This is a genomic window from Shinella sp. OV683, assembly GCF_057787725.1.
Window position 1 is genome coordinate 3,504,244 of sequence record NZ_CM173543.1, and the last position, 23,922, is coordinate 3,528,165.

Consider the following 23,922-nt stretch of genomic DNA (forward strand, 5'->3'; position numbering starts at 1 on the left):
TCCCCTCCGATCCTTCCAGTCTCCATCCCGGAGAATTACCCCTCACCAACTTCGGCCAGGGGTTCGCGATGCTCACCCGGCCTGCGTATCCTCTCCCACAAGGGGAGAGGCAAGATCGCTGCGGCGCCTCAGCTTAGCCTCTCCCCTTGTGGGAGAGGCTAGCAAGTCCGCACGAGACGAATGTCGAGTGCTTGGACGCGCTTGGTGAGGGGTAAGCGCCCCAAACTCAGCCCGCCCGTGCCATCTGCATCAAGGTCACGCGCTGCTGCAAGCGGCGCTGCGCCTGATCAACCACGACTGCGACGATGATGACAAGTCCCTTGATGACCATCTGCCAGAAAGAGGACACGCCCATCATAACCAGGCCATCAGAGAGAATGCCGATGACGAAGGCGCCGATGATGGTGCCGCCGATCGTGCCGCGGCCGCCCGACATCGAGGTGCCGCCGAGAACGGCTGCCGCGATGGCATTGAGTTCGAGATTTGTGCCGGTGGCGGGATGGGCGGCCATGAGCTCGGACGAAATGACCAGGCCGACGATGCCGGCGCAGAAACCTGAGAACATGTAGACGAACATCTTGACCCGATTGACCCGGATACCCGACATGCGCGCGGCGCGTTCATTGCCGCCGACGGCGAAGATGTGCCGGCCGAGGGGCACGAAGCGGGCGAAATAGGCTGCGCCCAGCGCCACCACGATCAGGATCCAGACAGACACCGGCAGGCCAAGCATCGTGCCCGAGCCATACCAGGCATATCCCTGATTGCCGAGTTCGGCCTTGCCGGAAAGGTTCGGCAGCGTCTGGCCATCGGAATAAAGCAGTGCCGCACCCCGCGCCACATAGAGTGTACCCAGCGTGGCTATGAACGGTGCCACATTCAGCCGCGTAATCAACAAGCCGTTGATCGCACCGATGATGATGCCGACGATCAGCACTATCACCGACACTTCGATGATGTTGAAATAGACGGTGTAGCCGATCGGCAGTTCGATGCCATACATGATCAGTCCGCCGGCGATCATGCCGCAAAGGCCGACGATCGAGCCGACCGAGAGATCGATACCGCCGGTGATGATGACGAAGGTCATGCCGATCGCCAGAAACGCATTCTGGGTGGCGTGCTTGGACATCAGGATCATGTTGGCGGTTGACAGGAAGTTCGGCGCGAAGATCGAGAAGAAGATGATCACGGCGAACAGCGCGATGAATGTGCGCAGCTTCATCAGCGTCAAAAGGATCGATCCGCTGCTCTGGCTTTCGGCAGTGGCAGTTTGCGTTGCGGTGGTCATCACGCATGGTTCCTTTTGGTTTTATGCCCTTCAGCAGAGGCCGAGATGATCATGTCCTCGGTGGCCTCGTCGCGGTCGATAACGGTGACCAGCTTGCCGTTGCTCATCACGGCGATGCGGTCGGAAAGCGCCATGACCTCTTCGAGGTCCGATGTGGAAAACAGGATCGCCAGCCCCTCGCCCGCTAAGCGACGCATGGTGCGGAACACATCGGCCTTGGCGCCAACATCGATGCCGCGCGACGGCTCGTCCATCAGCAGCACCTTGGGTGATGTCATCAGCGCCTTGCCGATGACGACCTTCTGCTGGTTGCCGCCAGACATGGAGGTGACCTCGAAATCCGGATGCTTGGCCTTGATGGCAAGGTTCTTGATGGAATCGACGATGGCCTGCTTCTCGCGCGCCAGGTCGATATGGAAGCCGCCCTTCACGAACTGGCCGAGGCTGGCCATGGTCAGGTTGCTGGCAATGGAAAGCGACTGCACCAGCCCTTCGCGCTGCCGGTCTTCCGGGATCAAGGCAAGCCCGTGCTTGATGCGGCGGGTGGTATCGCGCACCTTGAGTTCTTCACCGTCGATGAAGATCTTGCCGGTGTAGTGGTCGTGCCGGCCCATGATGCATTCGAACAGTTCGCTGCGGCCCGCGCCCATCAACCCGTAGATGCCAAGGATTTCGCCCTTGCGGACCGACAGCGACACGTGGTCCACGGCATAGCCACCCTGCATGCGCGGCAGGCAGATGTTTTCGGTGCGGATGACCTCGTCGCCAAGTTTGTGGTCAACCTGCTTGGCAAAATCCTTGGCGTCGGAGCCGATCATCGAGCGGACGATCCAGCGCGTGTCGATGTCCTTGACCATGGCATGGCCGGTGATCTGGCCATCCTTGAGCACGGTGATGTAGTCGCCGATGCGCATCAGTTCTTCAAGACGATGCGAGATGTAGACGATCGCCACGCCCTGCGCCTTCAGCTCGGCGATGACACGGAACAAGATATCGACTTCCGCAGCGCTGAGCGCCGAGGTCGGCTCGTCCATGATCAGGATGCGAGTGTCGAGCGACACGGCGCGGGCAATCTCGACCAGTTGCTGCTGGCCGATCGGCAGGTCCTCGGCGAGCGTGTCGGCCGAAATGCCGGCCTCGAGCCGGTTGAGGAATTCGTTTGATTTGTCGACCTGCGCCTTGTGATCGATGCCACGAACGCCGCGGGTGATCTCGCGGGTGGCGAAGATGTTCTCGGCGACGGAGAGATTGCCGAACAGATTGAGTTCCTGAAAGACGATGCCGATACCGTGACGCACCGCATCGGCCGGGCTGTCGAGATGAATTCGCTCCCCCTCCATCCAGATTTCGCCAAGGGTCGGCCGCTCGACGCCGGCGATGATGCGCATCAACGTCGACTTGCCGGCGCCATTTTCGCCGACCAGCACGTTGACCGCGCCACGGCGGAGCTTCAGGTCGGCCTTCTTGACCGCCAGAATGCCGGAATAGGCCTTGGTGATGTCCTTGAGTTCGAGGATCACATCGCCGTCATCGACTTCAGACATGACATCAGCCTCCGATGGTGATGGTGGCCGGCACGAATTGCGGCAGCTGGCCCTTGGCGGGCAGCGGATAGGCGCCGACAGCCGTCAGCTTCTTGCCGGTCAGGCCGTCACGCGGCAGCTTTTCGAGAAGGGTTTTGTTGACGTGGGTGTTGAACGACTTGCCGAACTGCGCCCATTCAATCTGGTTCTTGAACGAGTTGAAATCGACGAAATCGAGCGAATCCCGGAGGGCTGTGCCACGGATCGCCGGTCCGATGAAGACGCGAACATCGGCCTTGGTGTCGCCATCGACATCGACATCGAGGTAGGCCGCACGCGATTTGATTTCCTCACCGACGATCGTGCCGTCCACCTTGGCAGCGAATGTCCAGGGTGCGCTACCCTGCTTTTCCTTGTGGCCATATTTTGCACCGGCAGCCGCCAAATCGGTCAAGGCCAGTGCGGCCACGTCCTTGAATGGTCCGGCGCGCGTGTCGAGGAACGGAACGACCTTGGAATCCCAGATTTCGGTCACCATCTTGTCCGGATTGAAAGCGCTCGCTGCCGCTTCCTTCTGCTCGTCCGCCGTCTTGATGAACTTGCAGCCGGACAGCACCAGCGCTGAGGCAAGAACGAGAGTGACAGCGGCCTTGGTGCTGGGCGCCTTGATCTTGGGCATGGGGAAATCCAATCCAACGTATCGAAATTGCGCGCGGGGCGGAGAAAACCCCGCCCCGCGCGTATCCCTTGGGAGGATTATTCAGTGAAGGCGAAAGTCTCGAGCTTCGGAGCGTTTCCGCCGTTGACCAGCACGCAATCCATCAGCTGCTTTTCTTCAGCCGGGCCCTTGCCCGTCTTGATGAAGGTGTCGGCCTGTTCGACAGCCATCTGGGCCTGCGCGTAGGCCGGCTGCAGCACGGTCGCCTTGATGCCACCCGCCTTGATGGAGTCGCGGACGTCGTTGGAGCCATCGAAGCCGACGACGATCACGTCCTTGCGGCCGGCAGCCTGCAGAGCGGCAATCGCGCCCATGGCCATCGTATCGTTGCCGGAAATCACGCCCTTGATGTCCGGATTGGCCTGGAGGATGGTTTCCATCTTGGAATAGCCTTCCGTCTGGCTCCAGTTGGCCGACTGCTGGGCAACCATCTTCAGGTCGGGATATTCGTCGATCGTGTCGTGATAGCCCTTCGAACGGATGCCGGCATTGAGGTCGGCTTCGCGGCCGAGCAGTTCGACATAGTTGCCCTTTTCGCCCATCAGCTTGACGAACTCTTCGGCACCGAGCTGGGCACCCTGGTAGTTGTTGGAGACGATCTGCGAGACGGCAATGCCGGTGGTATTGATTTCGCGGTCGATCAGGAACGACGGAATGCCGGCATCCTTGGCCTTCTGGACGGCTGCAATCGATGCATCCGAGCCGGCATTGTCAAGAATGATGGCCTTGGCGCCGCGGCCAATCGCGGTGTCAATCAGCTGGCTCTGCTTGTTGGCGTCGTCATCATGGACGAGCACCAGCGTCTCGTAGCCAAGTGCCTTGGCCTTGGCTTCGGCGCCAACGGCCTCGGCCTTGAAGAACGGATTGTCGTGGCTCGGGGTGATGATGGCGATCAAGTCGGCCGCAAAAGCGGGCATGGCGACACTGGCCGCCATGACAGCGGCAAAACCTGCGATCGTCAGTCTACGGGTAATATTCATGCTCTTCTCCTCCGTGTTAAGCATGGAACCGCTCCCTCCTCATGAAGGAGCAGTTTTGCAATTGTGGCAGTTCCTCTCCCGGCGCGTGGCCGACCTGCCCTTTCGGGTCAGGTAATGCGCTGGATGCTGGCGGCAATTTCCTCAGGCTCGAAGACGCGCTTCCAGTCGTCCTTCATCAGCACGGGCTTGCCGAATTCGATGGCCTTGTTGCAGGCATCGGAAAACACGCCCTGCACTTCCTCGAAGATCACCGCGCCGAGCACGTTCATATGGCCGAGCAGGAAGTCGCGGGCAGCCTCCTTGGGCACACCGCGGCGGACGCATTCGTCCATGGCTTCGCGCATGACCACCAGTAGCGAGGCGCAGACCGTCTCCGACAGGCCGGGCTCGAGCAGCGCCATCTGCTCGACGGTAACGCGATGCGAGCGCATCACCGGCGCCCAGATCACCTTGGCGATCTCTTCGCCGACGGCATAGGCTTCTTCCGGACCCTGCATCAGGGCGGAGACGATATGCTGCTTGGCATGGACGCCGCCGAAGTGATCCTTCTTGGCAGCCATGTCCGTCTCGTCATTGAAGATCGGCGGATGGCAGGGATGGGTAACGAAGTAGACGAGGTCCGGGCGCTCCGGGAAATGACCGGCAAAGGGGGCTGCGGCATCGAGCGCCACGACCATGGTTCCAGCCTTGAGCTTGTCATTGATCGAGGCCGCGACCTTGCCGATGGCCGTATCCGGCACGGCGAGAATGACGACATCGGCGCCATTCAGCGCAGTGTCGACATCAACGGTCGAAAGGCCGAGTTCATTTTGCAAACGGGCTTTGCCCGCGTCGCTGACTTCGACATGGCGCACGTCAAAACGCGAGCCCTTGAGATTCTTGGCAAGCCGGCAACCCATTTTGCCGCCCGCTCCAAACAGTGCGATCGATGTCATGACATCCTCCCTGCAATTCCATGGCGGGAGTCCTAATTGATACTGGTATGACATGTCAATGACTATAACATCATTTCTGTGATGATGTTATGTTTTGCCGTGATCTGCGTGTGACGAGGTGTCGGCAAACGCAAAAAAGGCCGGCAAATGCCGGCCTTCGTGGAATCAAATTCGCTTGAAGCGTCATCGCTTCAAGTTGTCGGTTCCGCGGCGCGTGCGTCGTTTTCTACAACGCGCTCGGCGAGAAGATTGTCCTTTTCCTTGGAGCCAACTGACGATCCAAAGTGGAAGCCGATGACCGTCGCAAATGCGGTCGCCAGTGCGCCGAGGGCGATGTTGAAGACCTGGTTGGTTGCAACGTCCGCTGGCGCCTTGTAGAGCAGAAGATATACGAGCACGAGAAACCCAGCTGTTATGATCATCGAGAGTGCGGGGTTGACCCAGGCATATGTCGCCGGCAATCTTGTATACGGTTGGGTCGAGCGATTGGTGCCGGAAACGACAGGCTTGTCTTGCGCCATCGTGGATTGTCCTGCAGCAGCCTTTCGAGCCTCTTCCTCGTCCCCTACAAGTTTTCCCAACAGGGCGATCAGGCCAGCTTTCAGGTTGGTATCGGCGTCAACTGCCCCCTGTGCGGTGGTCGCATCAGTCGCATTGGTGATTTCTCGAACGGCCGCCGCGATCTTCCCTTCGAACGCTTTTGTCTTGTCGCTCTCGATTAGTGATTTCAGCTCAGGTTTCAGTCCAACTGCAAACTCCGTTAGTGGATCCATCGTGTCGCCCTCCCCGCAAAACTTTGAAACTTCAAAATCTATCCACGGTTTAAATAAAGTTGTCTACAAACTGGAATTCTCTCCCTGGTAGAATTCAAGTAGTGAGCGCGTGTGCTCCGGGCAAGGTCAGGCTCGCTGCCTCACGCAAATAAAAAGGGAGGCCGAAAGCCTCCCACCTCAGTTGTGTGTTTCGGACAATTCATAGCTTCGAGGCCGTATCGATCTTCACGATCACCGACATCCCGGGCGCCAGGCGGTCGACGATGCTCTGGTTGGGGTCGATGGCGATGCGGACCGGCAGGCGCTGGGCGATCTTGGTGAAGTTGCCGGTGGCGTTGTCGGCCTTCAGCACCGAGAACTCGCTGCCGGCAGCCGGCGAGAAGCTTTCGATCTTGCCTGTGAACTTCTCGTGGTTCAGCGCATCGACGGTGAAGGTGACGGGCTGGCCGATCTTCATGCCGGCAAGCTGGGTTTCCTTGAAGTTGGCGGCAACCCAGATCTTTTCCGGCACCACGGCCATCAATTGCGTTCCAGCCGTGACATAGGCGCCGACGCGCGCGCCGACTTCGCCAAGGCGACCGTCGGTCGGCGCGGTGATCGTGGTGTTGTTCAGGTCGATCCTAGCGAGTTCAAGCGCCGCTTGCGCGCCGGCAACGGCTGCCTCATAGCCCTCGCGCGACACGCCGATGGAGTCGAGATCCTGCTCGGCAACTTCGAGATTGGCCTTGGCCTGGATCAGGGCCGCACGCGCTGTTTCCAGCGTGCTGGTGCTTTGTTCATAAGCTGTCTTGGAAATCACGCCCTGCTTGGAGAGTGACTGGTTGCGGTCGAAATTCGACTGCGCTGTGGTCATCGCGGTCTGGGCGCTCTCGATCTGCGCTCTGGCGGCATTGACCTTGGCCTCGGCCGAGAGCTTCTTCTGGGCCAGCGCATCGATATTGGCCTTGTTGGAGGCAAGCGTCGCTTCGGCCTGCCTGACCTTCTGCTGAAAGATGCGATCGTCAATCTTGACGAGCACGTCACCTTTCCTGACCTTCATGTAGTCCTTGACCGGAACCTCGGAGATATAGCCTGCGAGCTGTGGTGCAACGATGGTCACCTGCCCTTTCACATAGGCGTTTTCTGTCGTCTCCACCGTCCCCGAAAAGGGCGGCAGTTGCCAGGCGTATAGAACCAGGACAACGCCGGCGACACCGGCAAGAAGTGCAATCAGGGTTGCTGCAGAACGGGCAAAGCGGGACATTTTCGTATGACCTATAGGGTTCGGTTAGGCTTTTGCAGGCGCGGGCTTGATTAGCGCGTCGTAGAGCACGTGAAGAATGAGGACCACGAGCGCGAGCGCGCACAGGATGGCCACGAGCATGAAGAGATCGTTGTAGGCGAGGACATTCGCCTCCTTGGTGGCGAGCTGGCCGAGCAGCTGCACGCCTTCGGCATTTTGCAGGGCCTTGTCGGTCAGGACCTTGCCATAGACCCCGCCATATTGGGCGATGCGGCTGGCGACGATGGGGTCGGTCAGGCTGAGGTGTTCAACCAGATAGCTCGAATGGAATTTCTCGCGCAACGTCACGAAGCTGCCGAGCAATGCCGAGCCGAACAGACCGCCCAGGCTCTGGGTGAACAGGAAGACGATGATGAAGCTCAGGATGTAGTTCGGTCCGTTTTTGAGTGCCGACATCAGTCCCTGCGCCACGGCCGGCGGCAGGAAGAGTGCGCCACCGGCAGCGATGAGCATCTGGCTGACGATCATCTGCTCCGGACGGGTCAGGTTGGTCGAGTGCGCATCCATGAACGCGCCCACGCCGATCAGCACCAGGGCGAGCGCGTGGATCATAGGCTCGCGACCCGGCTTCATCATCTTGGCGCAAAGCAAACCTGCCCCGACCGAGGAGATCAGGATGGCAATCCACATGTAGTGCATCTGCTCCTGTCCAAGCCCGAGGGCGGTGAATAACGCCTGGGCACCCGACGATTGTTCGGTCAGGACAATGCGGAAAAGGATCAGCACTCCGATAAAATGCAGGATCGGCGGACTGGCAATCCAGCGGATATCGACCAACGGCGCTTTGCGGTTGAGCTCGATGATCGCAGCAATGGCGATCGAGGCAATCGAGATGGCCAGCAGGATGCCGAGCCATGGCGCCTCGGTCCACCAGTAGAGGCGACCGAGCGTGAGCACGACGGCGAGACAGCCGAAGCCAATCGCGATGAAGAGATAGCTGATAAGGTCCCAGACGCCGATGACCTTGGCGCGCGGAATGGGGGTCAGCTTGACGGTATAGACAAAGGCGAATGCGATCAGCGCAATGGCGACCTCCAGCACATACATCGCATGCCAGCCGCCGATATCCAGCAGGGTGGGCGATATCAGCCGTGAAAGAGGGGCAGCAATCGACATGTTGGCGAGCGCCAGGCAGAGGCCGATATTCATCTTCTTGGCCGGAGGGAATGGCTCCAGCATATAGAGGAAGGCCAGCGACGACATGGGCGATGCGGCGGCGCCTGCGAAGAAGCGCAGGATCAGCGCCGTCTGGAAGTCGTTGACGAACAGGTGGATCAACGAGATGGCAACAAAAAGGACAATGCTGACCTCGGCGAAATTCCTCAGGCCGAATTGGGTGCGCGCCTTGACGAGGATCAGCGACAGGCTGGCGTTCGGCGCCATATAGGCGGCAAGCAGCCAGGTCGCCTCGTTGGTGGTGGCACCGAACGAGCCCTGGATCTGCTGGATATTGCCGGAAATGAAATTCATCCCCAGCCCCTGCGCAAGACTGAGCACGACTGCGGCCAGCACGTACGGGATGGCACGGCGAAACGGCAGCGGCGCGGGCGGCGCAGCGGCGGCCGGCGGAGCAACGGCAGCGTCATCGCTAACGTCGGAAGCCGCACTTTGCTGTGCGGCTTCTATTTCGACCTTGTCTTCCCTCCCCGATTGCTTTGGGGAGCCTAGAGCTGTGTCACTCATAGCAGCGCATCCAAATTGCGATTCATCTGCGCCATCACGCTACGGACGATGGCGATGTCATCGGGGTCTATCCCCTGCTGGATCTGGCCGCGGAAACGCTCGACGATCTCTTCGACTTCGTTTGCCTGGCGGATGCCTTCCTCGGTCAGCACGATCTGCTTGGCGCGGCGGTCTGTCTCGACCGTTATACGCTCAATGCTGCCCTGCGCCTCAAGATTGTCAAGCAGGCGCACCAGCGTCGGGCCTTCGATTTCAAGTTCGTCGGCCAGGCCGCGCTGGGTGGCGCCGGCGTTGGAGGTTTTGAGAAGCCGCAGAATGCGGGCACGCGCCAGCGTCAGCCCTCTCTCCTTGACGTGGTTGTCAAACAGGGTGCGCACCTTGCGGGTGACATTGGTCATTTCCTCGAGCAGCGACGGCGCGTCCGACATGATTTCAAATCCGATTTAGGTAGCTAGCTACTATATAGGCCTACTTATTAAAAATAGTAAGCCCCCTATCGAATTTTTCTAGACGGTTGGCGGACGCGCGGGATCATCGCGTGCGGACAATCCGTCGCGTTCAAGAAGTCAGGATAGCTGAACTGTTAGCGGGTGATCGACAGCGAGACGCCGGAGTCGGCGAATTGACGACCGAGATCATCCGAAACCGGGCCGCCTGTCATGACGCCGGCAAAAGCCTTGAGATCGGCCAGGAAATGCAGCGCCCGCTTTTCGAACTTGCCGTGATCGACCAGCAAATAGGGACGCTCGGCGGCCGCAATCATCAGCCGCTTGGTCTGCACGACTTCCTGCTCCTGATGGAACGCAGAGGTGCCATGGATGGCCGATGACGTGAGGAATGCGACATCGGCCCGCAGCGATTTCAGCGCTTCCTCGGTGACGATGCCGAAGAAGCCGTTGAACTTGCGGCTATAGTTGCCGCCAAGCGCGATGAGGTTGATGCCGGCGACACCAGCCAGTTGTTCGATCACGGCGAGATTGTTGGAGATCACCGTCAGCGGCTTGAGATCGAGGATGTGGGCGGCCACCCGGCCCGAGGTCGAGCCATCGTCGATGATCACCGTCTGGCCGGGCTCGACCATAGCTGCGGCGGCGCGGGCGATGCGCTCCTTCTCCTCTGCGGCGACTTTCTCGCGATAGCGGTAGTCACTCTCGAAGCGCGAACTGGACAGGACCGAGGCTCCTCCCCTGATCTTGCGGAGGAAGCCCGCAGTCTCGAGATCGTCGAGATCGCGGTGGACAGTCATCTTGGAGACGCCGAAACGGGCAGCGAGATCGTCGACCGTCACGGTGCCGAGCTGAAGCATCCACTCCATGATACCGTCCCTGCGATCACCCGATTTCATCAACGCCCCCGATATGGTCCGATTCCGCTTGTCGCCCATTCCACGGGTGTTGACAACAAAGGTCTTCAAATGGCTTCACATGAAAGTCCAGGGAGCACCTTATGCTGGCCGAAAGCATCAGATCATCTCAGGACTGGCGCCTTTCGGGCGGGTCACTTTTACGGTTCCTTGAAACTTTCGCCGAGATAATCTATCTTTAGGAGTGAGAGACGGGCTTTCGCCCGCCTCCCGCTTTGCTAGAGCGACATGAATTGGACTCGGATCGTGAGTGACCAGCTCGTCCGAGTCCTTTTCAATTCCAGCGTGATCGTTATGGGCAGATGCCTCATAGCTTTCACCTCCTGTTCGAGAGCAAGGCTGTTGCCACAGTCAGGCAAGCCTATCTTCCTGATTGCGCCGGCTGGTCTCGGCGCTGCTGCTTTGGCTCTCAAACTCAACTGATCGTGCTGAACTTTGAAACGGCTGGTGTCGCACGTCAAGGTTTTAGTCGCATCTTATTCCCGCCTACCGCCCATTCGTGCAGGCAACACAACAATGCAGAAGCGCAGTTGCCGGCTGGGGATAAGTGATTTTTTCGCCAGATGGCAAATTTTGCGGGTCCGGCGGACTAAAACGGTTTAATTTCGCTGGCTTCTCTGGCCTATGCGCTGAACCTCACATACAATCGATTTAATCTATTCAAGCATGACGACCTTTGGGAGGAGGACGGTACTGGTGCTGAATTCAAAGGATAAAATGTCATGTTTGCAAAGCTTGACATTCGTTTCCCCGCACTGCACCAAGACTTCAACCTAAATAATTTTAGGAAGTTTAAAGCCTTTTCAAATTGCCTGCTGGCGACGAATTGGCTTGAATTTGTCCGTGTCGCTGGCACTATCAACGAAGGAGGATTTATTCGTGGCGCGCATTACCCTGAGGCAGTTGCTGGACCACGCCGCCGAGTATGGCTATGGCGTTCCGGCATTCAACATCAACAATATGGAGCAGGGTCTGTCGATCCTGGAAGCGGCAGCGGCGACCCGCTCGCCGGTCATTCTCCAGGCCAGCCGCGGTGCGCGAGCCTATGCCAATGATGTTGTGCTGGCCAAACTCATCGATGCGCTCACAGAAATCCATCCGGAAATTCCCATCTGTATGCATCTCGACCACGGCAATAACGAAGCCACTTGCGCAACAGCCATGCAGCACGGCTTCACCTCCGTGATGATGGACGGATCGCTGAAGGAAGACGGCAAGTCACCGGCCGATTACGACTACAATGCCGGCATCACCCGCCGGGTCGTCGACATGGCCCATTGGGGCGGCGTGTCTGTCGAAGGCGAAATCGGCGTGCTCGGCTCGCTTGAGAATGGCGGCGGCGAACAGGAAGACGGCCACGGTGTCGAGGGCACGATCAGCCATGACCAGTTGCTAACCGATCCCGTGCAGGCCGCGCAGTTTGTGCGCGACACGCAGGTCGATGCGCTGGCAGTGGCCATGGGCACCAGCCACGGTGCCTACAAATTTTCCCGCAAGCCGGACGGCGAGGTGCTCGCCATGAATGTGATCGAGGAAATCCACCGTCGCCTGCCGGACACGCATCTCGTCATGCACGGCTCTTCGTCGGTTCCGGTGGAACTGCAGGAAATCATCAACAAATACGGCGGCCAGATGAAACCGACCTGGGGCGTTCCGGTCGAGGAAATCCAGCGCGGCATCAAGCATGGCGTCCGCAAGATCAACATCGACACGGACAATCGCATGGCCATGACCGGCGCGATCCGCAAGGTGCTGACCGAGAACCCCTCCGAATTCGACCCGCGCAAGTATCTCGCCCCGGCGATGGCGGCGATGAAGAAGCTCTGCATCGAGCGTTTCGAAGCCTTCGGCACCGCCGGCAATGCCGACAAGATCAAGCCGATATCGCTGACCGAGATGGCCAAGCGCTACAAATCCGGCAGCCTGGCGCCGAAGATCGGCTGATCGCTGTGCGACGGACCTCGCCCGTTGTCGCCTCATCGGCATATCGGAAAATCGGGCCACTCGGTGGCCCGATTGAAGACAATGGCATTGACAGGCATCAAAGAACTTGAAATTGCCAGTGGGAAATTTCAAGTTCGCTCCATCGAGAGCAGCCAAGGCCGATTGCAGCACATAAGATGATCGTATCTCACAAGCACAAGCTGATCTTCCTGAAACCCCGCAAGGTCGCCGGTACTTCCTTCGAAATCGCCCTGTCGAAGTATCTGGATTCCTCCGACATCATCACGCCGGTTTCGCGCATTGACGAAGAAGTCAGGACCGCGCGCGGTTTCCAGGGGCCGAGCAACTTCAACTTCGGCCTGATCAAATATTTCAGCAACGATGCGAAGCGGCCGATGCTGTTCTCTCGATGGGATCTGCCGCTGAAGTTTTACAATCACATACCGGCCGCCCTGGCAAAATCGCGGCTCGATGCCTCGGTGTGGCGTGACTATAAGAAGATATCGCTGGTCCGGAATCCGTGGGACCGCGCCATCTCGATCTTCTTCTGGAAGAACACCAAGAAGGACCGACGGCCGGACATCAAGAATTTCACAAAATATTTCCAGGAAAAACCATACCTACTCGAAATCAACTATCCGAACTACAGGGTTAAGGACACCGACGTCATCGACACCTACATCCGGTTTGAGAATTTCGAGGAAGACATCCTGGCGCTCGAGAAGCAGATGCCATCCTTGTCGGGCCTCTGGGAAACATTCAGCCAGATCAATGCCAAGGCGGATACGCGCGACAAGTCGCAGACATCAGCAGCGATTTTTGCTGATCATCCCTTGGTGAATACCCAGGTCGAAAAACTGAACGCTTGGGAAATCAACCGGTTTTCCTACCGCTTGTCCTGATCGAGGCCGTGGGCAGCGCATCGCCGCCCGAAATAATCAATGCACAGTTTCAGTTTCCTGGATCTGCTCGGTGATTGCTTCGGCGCTATGGCGGTGGCCGAGCAGTTCGTAGCCTACGACCGTTACCACCGGTGCAAACATCAGGATAATCAGGCAAAGCGCCATATCGACACCGGCCATGGCCGCGCCAATCGACAACAGCACGACTACGGCCGTTCCCGCGAGCAGCCAGGCATGAAACGGATCCCAGCGGCGCACGAGGTAGGTGTAGATCGCATAGATCGACAGAAGATAGACCGAGACCGGAACGGCGACGGTCAGCACTGTTGCGAGCGCCCCGATATGCGCCTTATGCTCGATGAAATAGGCCGCAACATGCAGGCCGGCGCCAGTCGCAACGATCGCACCGAAAATCACCATGTGGCCGTAGCCCCAGACGAACGAACGCTCGCGATGGGCATGCAGCATGTCGCCCGCCGGCACGATGTAATAGACCCACCACATGCCGAAGGTCAGGCCGATGCCGGCAATGCAGACGAGCGCCGCGTCCATGTTCCAGCCCTGTGACTCGACCACGGCGGAGACGCTGGCCACCGTGCCGACGACGCCCTCGCCCAGCGCGATGATCGCCAGCAAGCCATAACGCTCGGCGATGTGATGGGGGTGCCAGGGTGTGCCACCCGCTCTGCGCTCGGCAACGTAAGGGCCGGCCATTTCCAGGGCAATCAGGATCGCCGAGAAGACGAACGTTGCGACAAGTGAGAAGTCGATGAAGATCAGCACGACCCAACCCACTTGGGCTATGGAAACCGCCGTGACATAGGTCAGGCAGGCGCGGCGGCGAGCGGGATCCTGTTTTGCGGCCCGCAGCCATTGAAAGACCAGCGCCACGCGCATGATGACATAGCCCAGCACCATGATGCCATTGTCGAAGTGATCGCCATGCTCGATCGAATTGAACATCCGCGGCAGGCCGATGGCGAGGATAATCACGCCGATCATCTGCACCATGGTGACGATGCGGAAGATCCAGTCGTCGGTGTCATAGGCTGACGCAAACCAGGAGAAATTGATCCACGCCCAGCAGATCGCGAAGCACGCGAAGGAGAAGCCGACGATGCCGGCGAAATAGTGCCCTTCGGCCAGGAAATGCGCCAGCTGCGAGGCGGTCAGCCCGAAGGCCACCACGAAGGTCAGGTCGAACAGCAGTTCCAGAGGTGTCGCCGCCCGATGCGCCTCATGCGGATCGCGACCCTGCATGCGCTCGGCATGATGATGCAGGTCTTCAGGAGATGGAGCCGTCACGCCGCTCATGCTGGGCCTTTCGCTGGGACATACTGTCACGACAGTAGAGAGGGAGCGGCGGTGGCGTCAATTGGCCTCGCTCTCAGCGACTAGAGATACTCCCTATTATTTCAAGAGCTCTACGCTCAATCTTATAAAACCACCGAAGAGACTGCCCAAGGAAAATCAGAGATATGCAATATATAATTATGTTTAACGGCAAAAATATCCCCAATATATCACCGACGTAAGCTATAAACATAGCTATTACAAAATATCTCAGAGCTCTTGCTTGAGCTATACCAAATGCGAACGGAGAATATACATTGCTCGTTTTCAGCGATTTCTCAAATAAATCCGTATTTTCTTTTCCCTTTTTTTGGTAGTCTATTGCGGCCGCAATGGCGTTTCGGGCGATGAATACCACTACCGACAATATGACAGCCGCCAATATCGACGCAAGCACACCTCCCCAAAAGCCCTCCGATTGCATCAATTTCATCCAATTATCGTAGTTCATTGTCATCGTCCCATACTGAAATTGCATACGCAATCTAGAATAGAATTGTTAACTGGATATTGAACAAGCCTGCACGTCCGACCTTCATTTTGCGACACGCTCGTCCTATCGTGATGGCGTCGATACCTCGGTGTTATCGCAGGAGAGGGCATCACCAAGACTTAGATCAAACAATCGCGCCCACAGAAGGGACTAGGTGAAACGCAAATATCTACTTCTTCCTCACATCCAGCTTGTCGATTGCCTGGACATTGCCGGCCGAGGCGCCGTTCGGGTCGAATTCCGAGGCGAGCCAGGTATCGACGATGGCTTTCGCCAGTTCCGGGCCGATGACGCGGGCGCCCATCGTGATGATCTGGGCATTGTTGGACTTTGCGGCGCGCTCGGCCGAGTAGGTGTCGTGGGTCAGGGCTGCGCGGATGCCCGGTACCTTGTTGGCGGAGATCGAGACACCGATGCCGGTGCCGCAGAACAGGATGCCGCGCTCGTATTCGCCATCGACGATCTTCTGCGCCAGGTTCTGCGAGAGGTCGGCATAAAAGCCGGACTGGCTGAGATCGGTGACTTCGAGGTCCGACCTGGTCTTGAGATGGGCTGCGATGACGTCGAGCAGCGGCTTGCCTGCACTATCTGCTCCAATGGCGATTTTCATGGGAATTCCCTTTCTGTGCGAGTGATTTAGCGCGTCATGTTCTTGCGTCAGGCAAGGGCCTTGGAGACGCGGTTGAGAATATCGAGATAGCCGGCGACGTCCCAGGCTGAGCGACCGATGAAGAGCCCGTCGATATGCGGCTGGCGGATCAGTTCCTCGCAATTGCCTGCGTTGACGCTGCCGCCATAAAGCACCGGCACATCGCGGCCGAGCACATCTCGCGCCACGGCAGCGATATCGGCGTGCCGCTGGTCGGCATAGTCGGCGCTTGCAGGAATGCCGTTGACGCCAATGGCCCACACGGGCTCATAGGCGAGCAGCACTGGCTTGGTTTTCGCATCGCCTTCGAGAAGGCCCAGTGCGCCTTCAACCTGTCGCCTGAGCACCGCATCCGCCTGCCCGGCTTCGCGCTCGGCAAGCGTTTCGCCGATGCAGATCAGCGGGATCAGGCCGTGCCGGACCGCGGCTGCCGTCTTGAGACCGACGGTGCGGTCGGTTTCTCCGAAATGCTCGCGGCGTTCGCTGTGGCCGAGTTCGACAAGGTCGAGATTACAATCCTTGAGCATCACCGGCGAGATCTCGCCAGTCCAGGCGCCGGCGTCGTCCCAATGCATGTTCTGGGCGCCGACCTTGAGGCTGGTCGCCGCAAGCATCTGCTTGACCTCGCGCACCGATGTGAAGGGCGGGATGACGAAACGCTGGATACGCAGGTCGCGACGGCTATCGGCCTTGGCAAGTGCCTCGGCAAAGGCCTTCGCCTCAGCCAGCGTCTTGTTCATCTTCCAGCTCGTGCCGACCCAGACATTCCTCATTTCACGCTTCCTCCAGTGTTCAATGTTACATAACATCGATCTGTGATTTATCAATTCTGAAATGAGATAATGTGATAAATTTTGTTACGTTCGTTTGTTGAAACCCGTGTCGATATAAGGCTCCCAGAATGCCACGGACTCCGCGATCGCCTCGACAACGAGATGGTCGGTCGGTTCCCGCTCGCGGAAGGAAAGCTCCAGGCAGATCTCGTTGTCGGTACCGCCGCCGCGCCTGACGGCATCCAGAATCTTCTCCGGCGTGATGCGGCCATTCTCGTTGTATTGGGCGGTGAATGGCCAGTGGCCACCCTTGTTCATGGTGGATTGCTTGACGTGGATGATCGGCGATTCCCGCGGGAATGTTTCGGCCCACATATAGGGATCGATATCATCGGGATTTGGCGAGGTGACGTCGCCATGATCGATGTCGACCATCATCTTCATTGGGATCGCAAGGCCGGATGCCGCCAGCCGGCGATCGAGCGCCTTGCATTCCGCGATCGTATGGCCGAATTCGCGGCCCACCGACATCGGTTCCCAGAATACGTAGCTCAGTCCCGCCGCCTTGCCGTGTTCAGCGACTTCGGCCCAGCAGTCTATAGCAACTTTCATCAGTTCCTCGCGGCGGACGGGATCGTCGTAGTCCTTGTGGGTGAAGATGGCGAACTGGGTGCCCATGCCGGAGGCGCCCAAACCGGCGGAGATATCGGCGAAGGTTTTGAACCAGTCGACATAGTAGCGCCGAACATCGGCATCGGGATGACCGAAATGATTGAGCCTTCCATAGGGGCCTGTCATGCCCGAGGTGATCTTGACGCCGGTGCGATCCAGCGCCTTGGCAAACAGCCGCTCATGCCTGGAGATCGTCGCGGCCGGCCAGCCCGGATTGATGAATTCGTGGGTCAACTGCACATAGCCGATCTTCATCCTGTCCGCGATCGTGTCCATCAGATCATCAGCCTCGGCGAAACGATTGACCAGCGGATTGGTGTTGAGCGACAGCGTGAAGGGCATATGGTTTCCTCTGGTTATTTGCCCCTCACCCCAGCCCTCTCCCCGTAACGACGGGGAGAGGGGGCGATGGAGCGCACTCCTCGTCCTTTTTATCACTGCTCAAGTCGTGCGCCGGCAAAGCGACGAGCGCTGAGCAAGTTCCCTCTCCCCGCTTCAGCGGGGACGGGGCTAGGATGAGGGGCAAACCTTGCGATAGCGGAGACATACATCGCTGCCTCACATCCGAAACATCGGCAGGATGAAATCGGGCGCGGCATGATGCGCCTCGAACAGGTGCCGGCGCTGTTCATCGCTCGTCTCGGCAAGAATACCCGTGGTGACCAGGATAGAGGCGATGCCGGCATCGCGGGCGCCCGCGATGTCGTGCTCGACGCTGTCGCCGATCGCGCAGATGCGGTCCTTCGGAATCCCCCCCAGGAAATCCTCCGCCAGGCGATAGATGTCCGGAAACGGCTTGCCGATCCAGCGCACCGTCCCGCCAAGTGTCTCGTAGAGCTCGGCGATGCGCCCTGCTCCGAAGGCAGTACCCTTCCGGGTCAACATCACCTTGTCGGGATTGGTGCAAAGGCAGGGAATGCGCTTCGCGGCAGCGGGTGCGAGCAGGGTTTCGTAGTGATCCATCGGATAGACATCGCCCTCGCTTGCGGCGATGAGGATGACATCGGCCTCGCCGGCATCCCCGGTGCGCTGGATATCAAGCCCGTCGAGAGGCGATGTGTCGTTGTCGCGGCTGATGAGCAGGCATTTCCGCATCGGCCCGGATGCCTCCTTCTCCATGATCCGGAAGGCGGTCTCGCCCGAGGTCAGGAACCAGTCCCAGCTCTCCGGCTGGAAACCGAGTTCGGCGAGCCGGACGGAATTCTCATCGGAGCGCTTGCCGGAGTTGGAAAGGATGATGATCTTCTTGCCGAGCGCCTTGAGCGCGACAAGCGTTGCCGCCGCTTCGGGATAAGGTCCGCGACCATCGCGCAAAACGCCGAACTGGTCGATGAGGAAAGCGTCGTATTGCGAGGCGATCTGCGCCAGGCCGGATTTCATTTTCGGTGTCTTCATAACAGTCCCGCCGATTTCGCGCCCTGCAATGCAAGGCGGGCAGCGCCTGCTGCCGCCTCGTCGGATTTGACCGGAAGCGAGGCAATCTGCAAGTGGCGTTCGCGGATTGCCGTCCACTTGCCATTGGCCGCGCCGCCGCCGACACTGCGGATGGAACGAAGTGTGGGTCCGCCAAGTTCTGCGAGCCTATTATACGCCAGAGCTTCGATATCAGCGATGCCCTCGAAAATCGCCTTGAGGAATTCGGCGTCGTCTACCGGTCGCGGCTGCATGCGTGGCTGCAAATCGGGGTCATTGATCGGGAAGCGCTCGCCCGGTTTGACCAGCGGATAGTAATCAAGACCTGTCGATGTCCCGGGATCGATGCGCTCGGAGAGTTCGGCGATCCGCTCGGCGCTGAAGTGTTGGGCGAGAACCACGCCGCCGGTATTGGAGGCCCCTCCCGCTAGCCACATGTCGCCGATGCGGTGGCTGTAAAGGCCGAATTCAGGCGCAAACAGCGGCTTGCCGGACAGCAGCTTCGCGGTCATCGTCGTGCCTAGTGCAGTAACGCCATCGCCGGGGCGGTCGGCGCCGGTGGCGAGGAAAGAGGCGCAGCCATCCGTGGTGCCGGCCACGATGAGCGTGTCTGCGGGAAGGCCGAATTCGGCAGCGGCTGCGGCGGAGATCTCGCCATTCGGTGTGCCCGCAGGCAGCACTTTCGGCAGGAAATCGATGCGTGCTTCGGTGGCGGTGATCCATGAGGGCCAGCGCCGCGCAACGGGATCATAGCCGGTTTTCAAGGCGTTGTTCTCATCGGACGTTTCATATCGGCCGGTGAAATGTCCCATCAGCCAGTCGGCCTGATGGATGATCTTGTGGATGCCTCTGATGCATTGGAAGGTCATGAGTTTGGCGAGCCCCGAGGTCGCGCCGTGGGCAGCACTTTCCTTGGGCGCCAGCCGGGCGATCGCGCCAAGGATGACGGCATCGCTGACTGGATCGTTGTACATCATCGGCGTTGCCAGCACCTCGCCTTCGGCATTCACCGGCAGCATGGTACCGGATGTGCCGTCGATGGCCAGTGCCCGCACCAGTCTGCGGTCGATCTCGCTGAGGACGCCATTCAAGGCATATTGCACCGCCGTCCACCACGCAGCAGGATCGCGATGATCGTCGGAAAAGCCGGCCAGCTTGGCAGAGGCACTGGCATGGATATCGAAATCGCCAGACATCGCCACGGCGCGCGCGCCAGATGTGCCTATGTCGATGCCGATGACCAGAGGAACGCTGCTCATTGCAGCACCTGCCCCGCGCGATTGAGTTCCCGGCGATACTTTTCGGCGTCCCAGCCAAGCAGTTCGGCATTCTCAGCCGGGGTGAGATAACGCAGGCGGGCACCTTCGGGAATACGGGCGGCAACGTCGGCAAAGCAGCGGGCCATGGCCGCGGGCCCAGCACCGATTTCCTTGAGCGCCAGCACGCCCTTGCCGGGAAACAGGATCACCGGCGGGCGTTCCATCTCTACATAACGCCGTTCGATATCCAGCGCCGTCTCGTCGTGGGCGGCGATCGCCAGCGCCCGGCCGAGGAAGATCACATGATCGGGATAGAGGTTGCCGACCGAGCCGATGCGGCAGCTCTCCAGATCGGTGGCGGCCGGATGGATCGCCTCGTCCTCCGGCAAGCCGTAGCTGCTGTTGAGCGCCAGACGTGACAGCGCTGCATGATCCGGCTCGGGCGCCACGCGGGCCTCGCGCTTCATGCGCTGGCAGACCTCGGCCAACAGGCTCGTCGCCTCGGCAACCGTGTCGGCGGCAACCGCCAGCCCGTGGTTGCCGAGCACCAGCACCGAGGTGTCGTCCTTTATGACGGCGGCAATGGCTCTTGCCAGCGGCAATCCAGGCCGCGCATAGGGCACGAAGGCATGCGGCAGGCCGGCGAGCCGTTCGGCGGCTTGCGCCTCGCCATTGGTCTGCACGGCGGTGGCGATCGTGTCGACGCAATGGACATGCACGACGATCTTCTGCGGCATCAATGCGTGCACCGTCGTCTCGATCGAGGGGCGCAGGCCGGAGGGATTTCTGTCCGCGAAGACAAATTGCTGCGCCTTTTCGGCGGCGGGATCATCGCGCTCTACTGCATCCAGCAGCGGCTGCATATCGACCGGCACCATCACGTCGCGCTGACGGGCATGCGCCAGCCACAAGCCGGACGCCTTGATCCACAGAGTGCCGCCTTCCTTGATCGAGGTGTTGCCACCCGCACCCTGCACGAGCGCAGGGTCGGCGCCGACACGGGCAGAAAGATCGATCAGGGCTTCGAATTCGGGGGAGTTCACGCTTTCAATCCTGCAGGTGGTTTCGTAGGTGGCAAAGGGCCGTCATCCCCTCACCTCCGCATGCATTGCCTGATGCTCGAACCATTGACCGAAGGAATGTCGCTCGCCCTCGCTCAAATGCAGTCCGTGCTTCGTGCGGCGGTCGAGGATGTCTTCCGCCGTGCGTGCCCATTCCTGCGAGATGAGGAAATAGGCCTCGCGCTCGTAGAATAGCGGCCCGAAGGGCGTTCCGAGATCGTGCACGGAGTTGGCGTCGCCGACCAATTGATGCATGCGTGTGCCATAGAGCCGCGCATAGTGCTTGAGCAGCGCCGGAGACAGCCACGGATAGCGCAGTTTCACCTCGCCGAGGAACGTGTCGAAATCGGCACCCTTCATGTCGCCACCCGGCAGTTTGCCCGTCCTCGTCCATCCGTCCTTCATCGCCGGGAAGAACGGTTTTATTTTGTCGAGCGCGTGCTCCGAAAGCTTGCGGAACGTGGTGATCTTGCCGCCGAAGACCGACAGCAGCGGCGCCTTGCCATCCGGTGCGTCGACCTCGAAGATATAGTCGCGGGTGACTGCCGACGGGTTTTCGGCATTATCGTCATAGAGCGGCCGGACGCCCGAGAAACTGTGAACGATATCAGAGCGAACGAGCTGTTGCTTGAAGTAGCGATTCACCGACTTCAGGAGATACTCGATCTCGTTTTCATCGGGTGCCACATCTTCAGGCCGACCCTCATAGGGAATGTCGGTGGTGCCGATCAGCGCCAGATCGTTCTGGTAGGGGTTGATGAAGATCACCCGCTTGTCTGGATTCTGCACGAGATAGGCCTGCCGCCCCTCCCAGAATTTCGGCACGACGATGTGGCTGCCCTTGACGAGGCGCACATTGCGGGTGGAGTTCAGCCCCGCCACGCGACCGATGATATCGTTGACCCAGGGGCCTGACGTGTTGACCACGCAGCGTGCCTTGAAACTCGTCCTGGCGCCGGTGACGGTATCGGTGGTTTCGATGTCCCACAGATCGCCGTCGCGTCGAAGAGACGAACAGGCGGTGCGGGTAAAGATTCTTGCGCCCCTGGCATCGGCGTCGAGCGCATTGAGCAGCACCAGCCTGGAGTCATCGACCCAGCAATCGGAGTATTCGAAGGCCTTGCCGAATTCGTCCTTGATCGGCGCGCCCTCCGGCGCCTGCCGCAGATCGAGCGTGCGGGTGCCCGGCAGGCGCTTGCGGCCGCCGAGATGGTCGTAGAGAAACAGGCCGAGCCGCACCAGCCAGGCCGGGCGGTCGGCGGGGTTGTGCGGCAGCACGAAACGCATCGGCCAGATAATGTGCGGGGCGCTTTCCAAGAGCACCTCGCGCTCGATCAGCGCTTCGCGGACTAGGCGGAATTCGTAATATTCGAGATAACGCAGGCCGCCATGCACGAGTTTTCCCGAGCGCGAACTGGTGCCCTGGGCGAGATCGTCCTTTTCGCAGAGCGCGACGGAGAGGCCCCTGCCCGCCGCATCGCGCGCTATGCCGGCGCCATTGACGCCGCCGCCGATGATGAAGAGGTCGAGGATGTCGGGGTTTGTCGTTGTCATGACGGGTACCCCTCACCAACTTCGGCCAAGGGTTCACTAACGCTCACCCGGCCTGCGCATCCTCTCCCACAAGGGGAGAGGTAAAGGTGCCACGAACTCGGCTCTCGCGTGTGGTAACGGGGGCGCCGCGAATTTACCTCTCCCCTTGTGGGAGAGGATAGCAAGCCTGCGTGAGCCGAAGGCGAATGCTTAGGCACGCTTGGTGAGGGGTAACCCCGTGACGATGAGTGCTTTCCGGTGGCAGGCATCTCCCCTCTCCCTCAGCAGGGATTGACCGGCGGCAGGCCGGCGATGTAGCGGCGGACTTCCTCGGCGGCCATTTCGGCGGCATAGGTGACGGTGCGGACCGAGGCACCGGCGATATGGGGGGTCAGCGTCACATTGGGCAGTTGCAAGAGCGGCCAATCGGGCGGCACGGGTTCGACGCCGAAGGTTTCGAGCATGGCGCTTGAGAGCGTACCATCCGTCAGTGCCTCATAGAGCGCGTCGTAATCGCAGAGCGGTCCGCGCGCCGTGTTGACGAAGATCGCGCCGGGCTTCATCTTCTTGAAGGTCTCGGCATTCATCATGCCGGTGGTTTCGGACGTGACGCGCGGATGCATCGTCACGATATCGGAACGCGACAGCAAATCGTCGAACGAGACCTGCTCGACGCCGGCATGCAGATCATCGGCAGACAGCTGGACATAGGGGTCGTGAACAATGACCTTGGTGCCGAAGGCGCGCAGCAGCCGCACCACCTTGGTACCGATATTGCCATAGCCGACGACGCCGACAGTCATTTCGGAGAGCTCGCGGCCCGTGCGGTCGGCGCGATAGAGGTCGCCGCGCCATTCGCCCTTGCGCAGCGCCTCGTGGCCGACGCGGATCAGGCGCGTCTCGGCAAGGATCGCGCCGAGCGTGAATTCCGCAACTGCGCTTGAATTGCGACCCGGCGTGTTGACGACGCGGACGCCAGCTTCGCGTGCCGCCTTCATATCGATGTTGACGGGGCCGCCGCGCGACACAGCCACCAGCTTAAGCTCCGGCAATCGCGCAAACATCGAGGCCGACAGCGGCGCCAGCTGCGTCACCATGATTTCGGCATCACCAATGAAATCAACGATCTCGTGGGCTTTCCCCATATATTCCTTGAGCCCGGCCATCCCTTCGGTCGCATAGCCGTGTTCCATCGGCTCATCCGGCCAGGGCTGTTCGATGGTGCGGATATCATGGCCCTCGCCGCAGGCTGCGACGATCTTGTCGCGAAACACTTCCGGCAGCATGAACCGGTCGCCGATGATGGCTATCTTCTTCATTCT

General features: G+C 59.7%; 22 protein-coding genes. 2 read left to right on the plus strand and 20 right to left on the minus strand.

The window, feature by feature from the left end:
* Positions 1-226 precede the first annotated feature (226 nt).
* The 10 genes from ACXHRN_RS16940 to ACXHRN_RS16985 all read right to left on the minus strand — a co-directional run bounded on the left by ACXHRN_RS16940 (position 227) and on the right by ACXHRN_RS16985 (position 10,530).
* A complete protein-coding gene (locus ACXHRN_RS16940; RefSeq protein WP_488637480.1) occupies positions 227-1,291 on the minus strand; it encodes an ABC transporter permease in 1,065 nt (354 codons plus the stop codon).
* Positions 1,291-2,835 (minus strand): sugar ABC transporter ATP-binding protein, encoded by a 1,545-nt coding sequence (locus ACXHRN_RS16945; RefSeq protein WP_488637481.1) that lies wholly within the window; start codon positions 2,833-2,835, stop codon positions 1,291-1,293. Before ACXHRN_RS16945 ends, ACXHRN_RS16940 begins: the two co-directional genes overlap by 1 nt.
* A gap of 4 nt (positions 2,836-2,839) precedes the next feature.
* A complete protein-coding gene (locus ACXHRN_RS16950) occupies positions 2,840-3,493 on the minus strand; it encodes a DUF2291 family protein (protein WP_488637482.1) in 654 nt (217 codons plus the stop codon).
* 77 nt (positions 3,494-3,570) lie between these two features.
* Positions 3,571-4,512 carry a substrate-binding domain-containing protein gene (locus tag ACXHRN_RS16955; RefSeq protein ID WP_488637483.1) on the minus strand — a complete coding sequence of 314 codons (942 nt, stop codon included), beginning with the start codon at positions 4,510-4,512 and terminating at the stop codon, positions 3,571-3,573.
* Between the two features lie 107 nt (positions 4,513-4,619).
* Positions 4,620-5,447, minus strand: coding sequence for a phosphogluconate dehydrogenase C-terminal domain-containing protein (locus ACXHRN_RS16960; protein WP_488637484.1), 828 nt, complete (start codon positions 5,445-5,447; stop codon positions 4,620-4,622).
* 191 nt (positions 5,448-5,638) lie between these two features.
* Entirely contained in the window at positions 5,639-6,220 is a 582-nt protein-coding gene (locus ACXHRN_RS16965) for a hypothetical protein (protein ID WP_488637485.1), read from the minus strand.
* Positions 6,221-6,419: 199 nt separating this feature from the next.
* Positions 6,420-7,463, minus strand: a complete 1,044-nt coding sequence (locus tag ACXHRN_RS16970) for an HlyD family secretion protein (protein ID WP_488637486.1) — start codon at positions 7,461-7,463, stop codon at positions 6,420-6,422.
* A 24-nt stretch (positions 7,464-7,487) separates the two neighbouring features.
* Positions 7,488-9,185, minus strand: a complete 1,698-nt coding sequence (locus ACXHRN_RS16975; protein ID WP_488637487.1) for an MFS transporter — start codon at positions 9,183-9,185, stop codon at positions 7,488-7,490.
* Complete coding sequence (locus ACXHRN_RS16980) at positions 9,182-9,613, minus strand: MarR family winged helix-turn-helix transcriptional regulator (protein ID WP_488637488.1); 432 nt, start codon at positions 9,611-9,613, stop codon at positions 9,182-9,184. The genes ACXHRN_RS16975 and ACXHRN_RS16980 overlap by 4 nt, the downstream gene beginning before the upstream one ends.
* Positions 9,614-9,768: 155 nt before the next feature.
* On the minus strand, positions 9,769-10,530 hold the full coding sequence (locus ACXHRN_RS16985; protein ID WP_488637489.1) for a DeoR/GlpR family DNA-binding transcription regulator: 762 nt from the start codon (positions 10,528-10,530) through the stop codon (positions 9,769-9,771).
* 897 nt (positions 10,531-11,427) lie between these two features.
* Between ACXHRN_RS16985 and fba the strand changes: the two genes are divergently transcribed.
* Both fba and ACXHRN_RS16995 read left to right on the plus strand, forming a co-directional pair.
* Positions 11,428-12,492, plus strand: a complete 1,065-nt coding sequence (gene fba, locus ACXHRN_RS16990) for a class II fructose-bisphosphate aldolase (RefSeq protein ID WP_488637490.1) — start codon at positions 11,428-11,430, stop codon at positions 12,490-12,492.
* 176 nt (positions 12,493-12,668) lie between these two features.
* A complete protein-coding gene (locus ACXHRN_RS16995; RefSeq protein ID WP_488637491.1) occupies positions 12,669-13,394 on the plus strand; it encodes a sulfotransferase family 2 domain-containing protein in 726 nt (241 codons plus the stop codon).
* 36 nt (positions 13,395-13,430) lie between these two features.
* Here the strand turns inward: ACXHRN_RS16995 and ACXHRN_RS17000 are convergent, their stop codons facing one another.
* The 10 genes from ACXHRN_RS17000 to ACXHRN_RS17045 all read right to left on the minus strand — a co-directional run bounded on the left by ACXHRN_RS17000 (position 13,431) and on the right by ACXHRN_RS17045 (position 23,919).
* Complete coding sequence (locus ACXHRN_RS17000) at positions 13,431-14,708, minus strand: low temperature requirement protein A (protein ID WP_488637492.1); 1,278 nt, start codon at positions 14,706-14,708, stop codon at positions 13,431-13,433.
* Positions 14,709-14,781: 73 nt separating this feature from the next.
* Positions 14,782-15,198 carry a hypothetical protein gene (locus ACXHRN_RS17005; protein ID WP_488637493.1) on the minus strand — a complete coding sequence of 139 codons (417 nt, stop codon included), beginning with the start codon at positions 15,196-15,198 and terminating at the stop codon, positions 14,782-14,784.
* Positions 15,199-15,409: 211 nt separating this feature from the next.
* On the minus strand, positions 15,410-15,850 hold the full coding sequence (derI, locus tag ACXHRN_RS17010) for a D-erythrulose-4-phosphate isomerase (RefSeq protein ID WP_488637494.1): 441 nt from the start codon (positions 15,848-15,850) through the stop codon (positions 15,410-15,412).
* Positions 15,851-15,897: 47 nt separating this feature from the next.
* Entirely contained in the window at positions 15,898-16,662 is a 765-nt protein-coding gene (locus ACXHRN_RS17015; RefSeq protein WP_488637495.1) for a triose-phosphate isomerase, read from the minus strand.
* Between the two features lie 84 nt (positions 16,663-16,746).
* Positions 16,747-17,676 (minus strand): sugar phosphate isomerase/epimerase family protein, encoded by a 930-nt coding sequence (locus tag ACXHRN_RS17020; protein ID WP_488637496.1) that lies wholly within the window; start codon positions 17,674-17,676, stop codon positions 16,747-16,749.
* 216 nt (positions 17,677-17,892) lie between these two features.
* Positions 17,893-18,729: a TIGR01459 family HAD-type hydrolase gene (locus ACXHRN_RS17025; RefSeq protein ID WP_488637497.1), complete on the minus strand. Its 837-nt coding sequence runs from the start codon at positions 18,727-18,729 to the stop codon at positions 17,893-17,895.
* The gene (locus ACXHRN_RS17030) at positions 18,726-20,006 is read right to left on the minus strand and encodes an FGGY-family carbohydrate kinase (RefSeq protein ID WP_488637498.1); all 1,281 of its coding nucleotides are present in this window, start codon (positions 20,004-20,006) and stop codon (positions 18,726-18,728) included. The genes ACXHRN_RS17025 and ACXHRN_RS17030 overlap by 4 nt, the downstream gene beginning before the upstream one ends.
* Positions 20,003-21,049, minus strand: a complete 1,047-nt coding sequence (locus tag ACXHRN_RS17035) for a class II aldolase/adducin family protein (protein ID WP_488637499.1) — start codon at positions 21,047-21,049, stop codon at positions 20,003-20,005. Before ACXHRN_RS17035 ends, ACXHRN_RS17030 begins: the two co-directional genes overlap by 4 nt.
* A 42-nt stretch (positions 21,050-21,091) precedes the next feature.
* Positions 21,092-22,621, minus strand: coding sequence for a glycerol-3-phosphate dehydrogenase (locus tag ACXHRN_RS17040; protein ID WP_488637500.1), 1,530 nt, complete (start codon positions 22,619-22,621; stop codon positions 21,092-21,094).
* A 260-nt stretch (positions 22,622-22,881) separates the two neighbouring features.
* The gene (locus tag ACXHRN_RS17045) at positions 22,882-23,919 is read right to left on the minus strand and encodes a 2-hydroxyacid dehydrogenase (RefSeq protein ID WP_488637501.1); all 1,038 of its coding nucleotides are present in this window, start codon (positions 23,917-23,919) and stop codon (positions 22,882-22,884) included.
* Between the last annotated feature and the right edge of the window lie 3 nt (positions 23,920-23,922).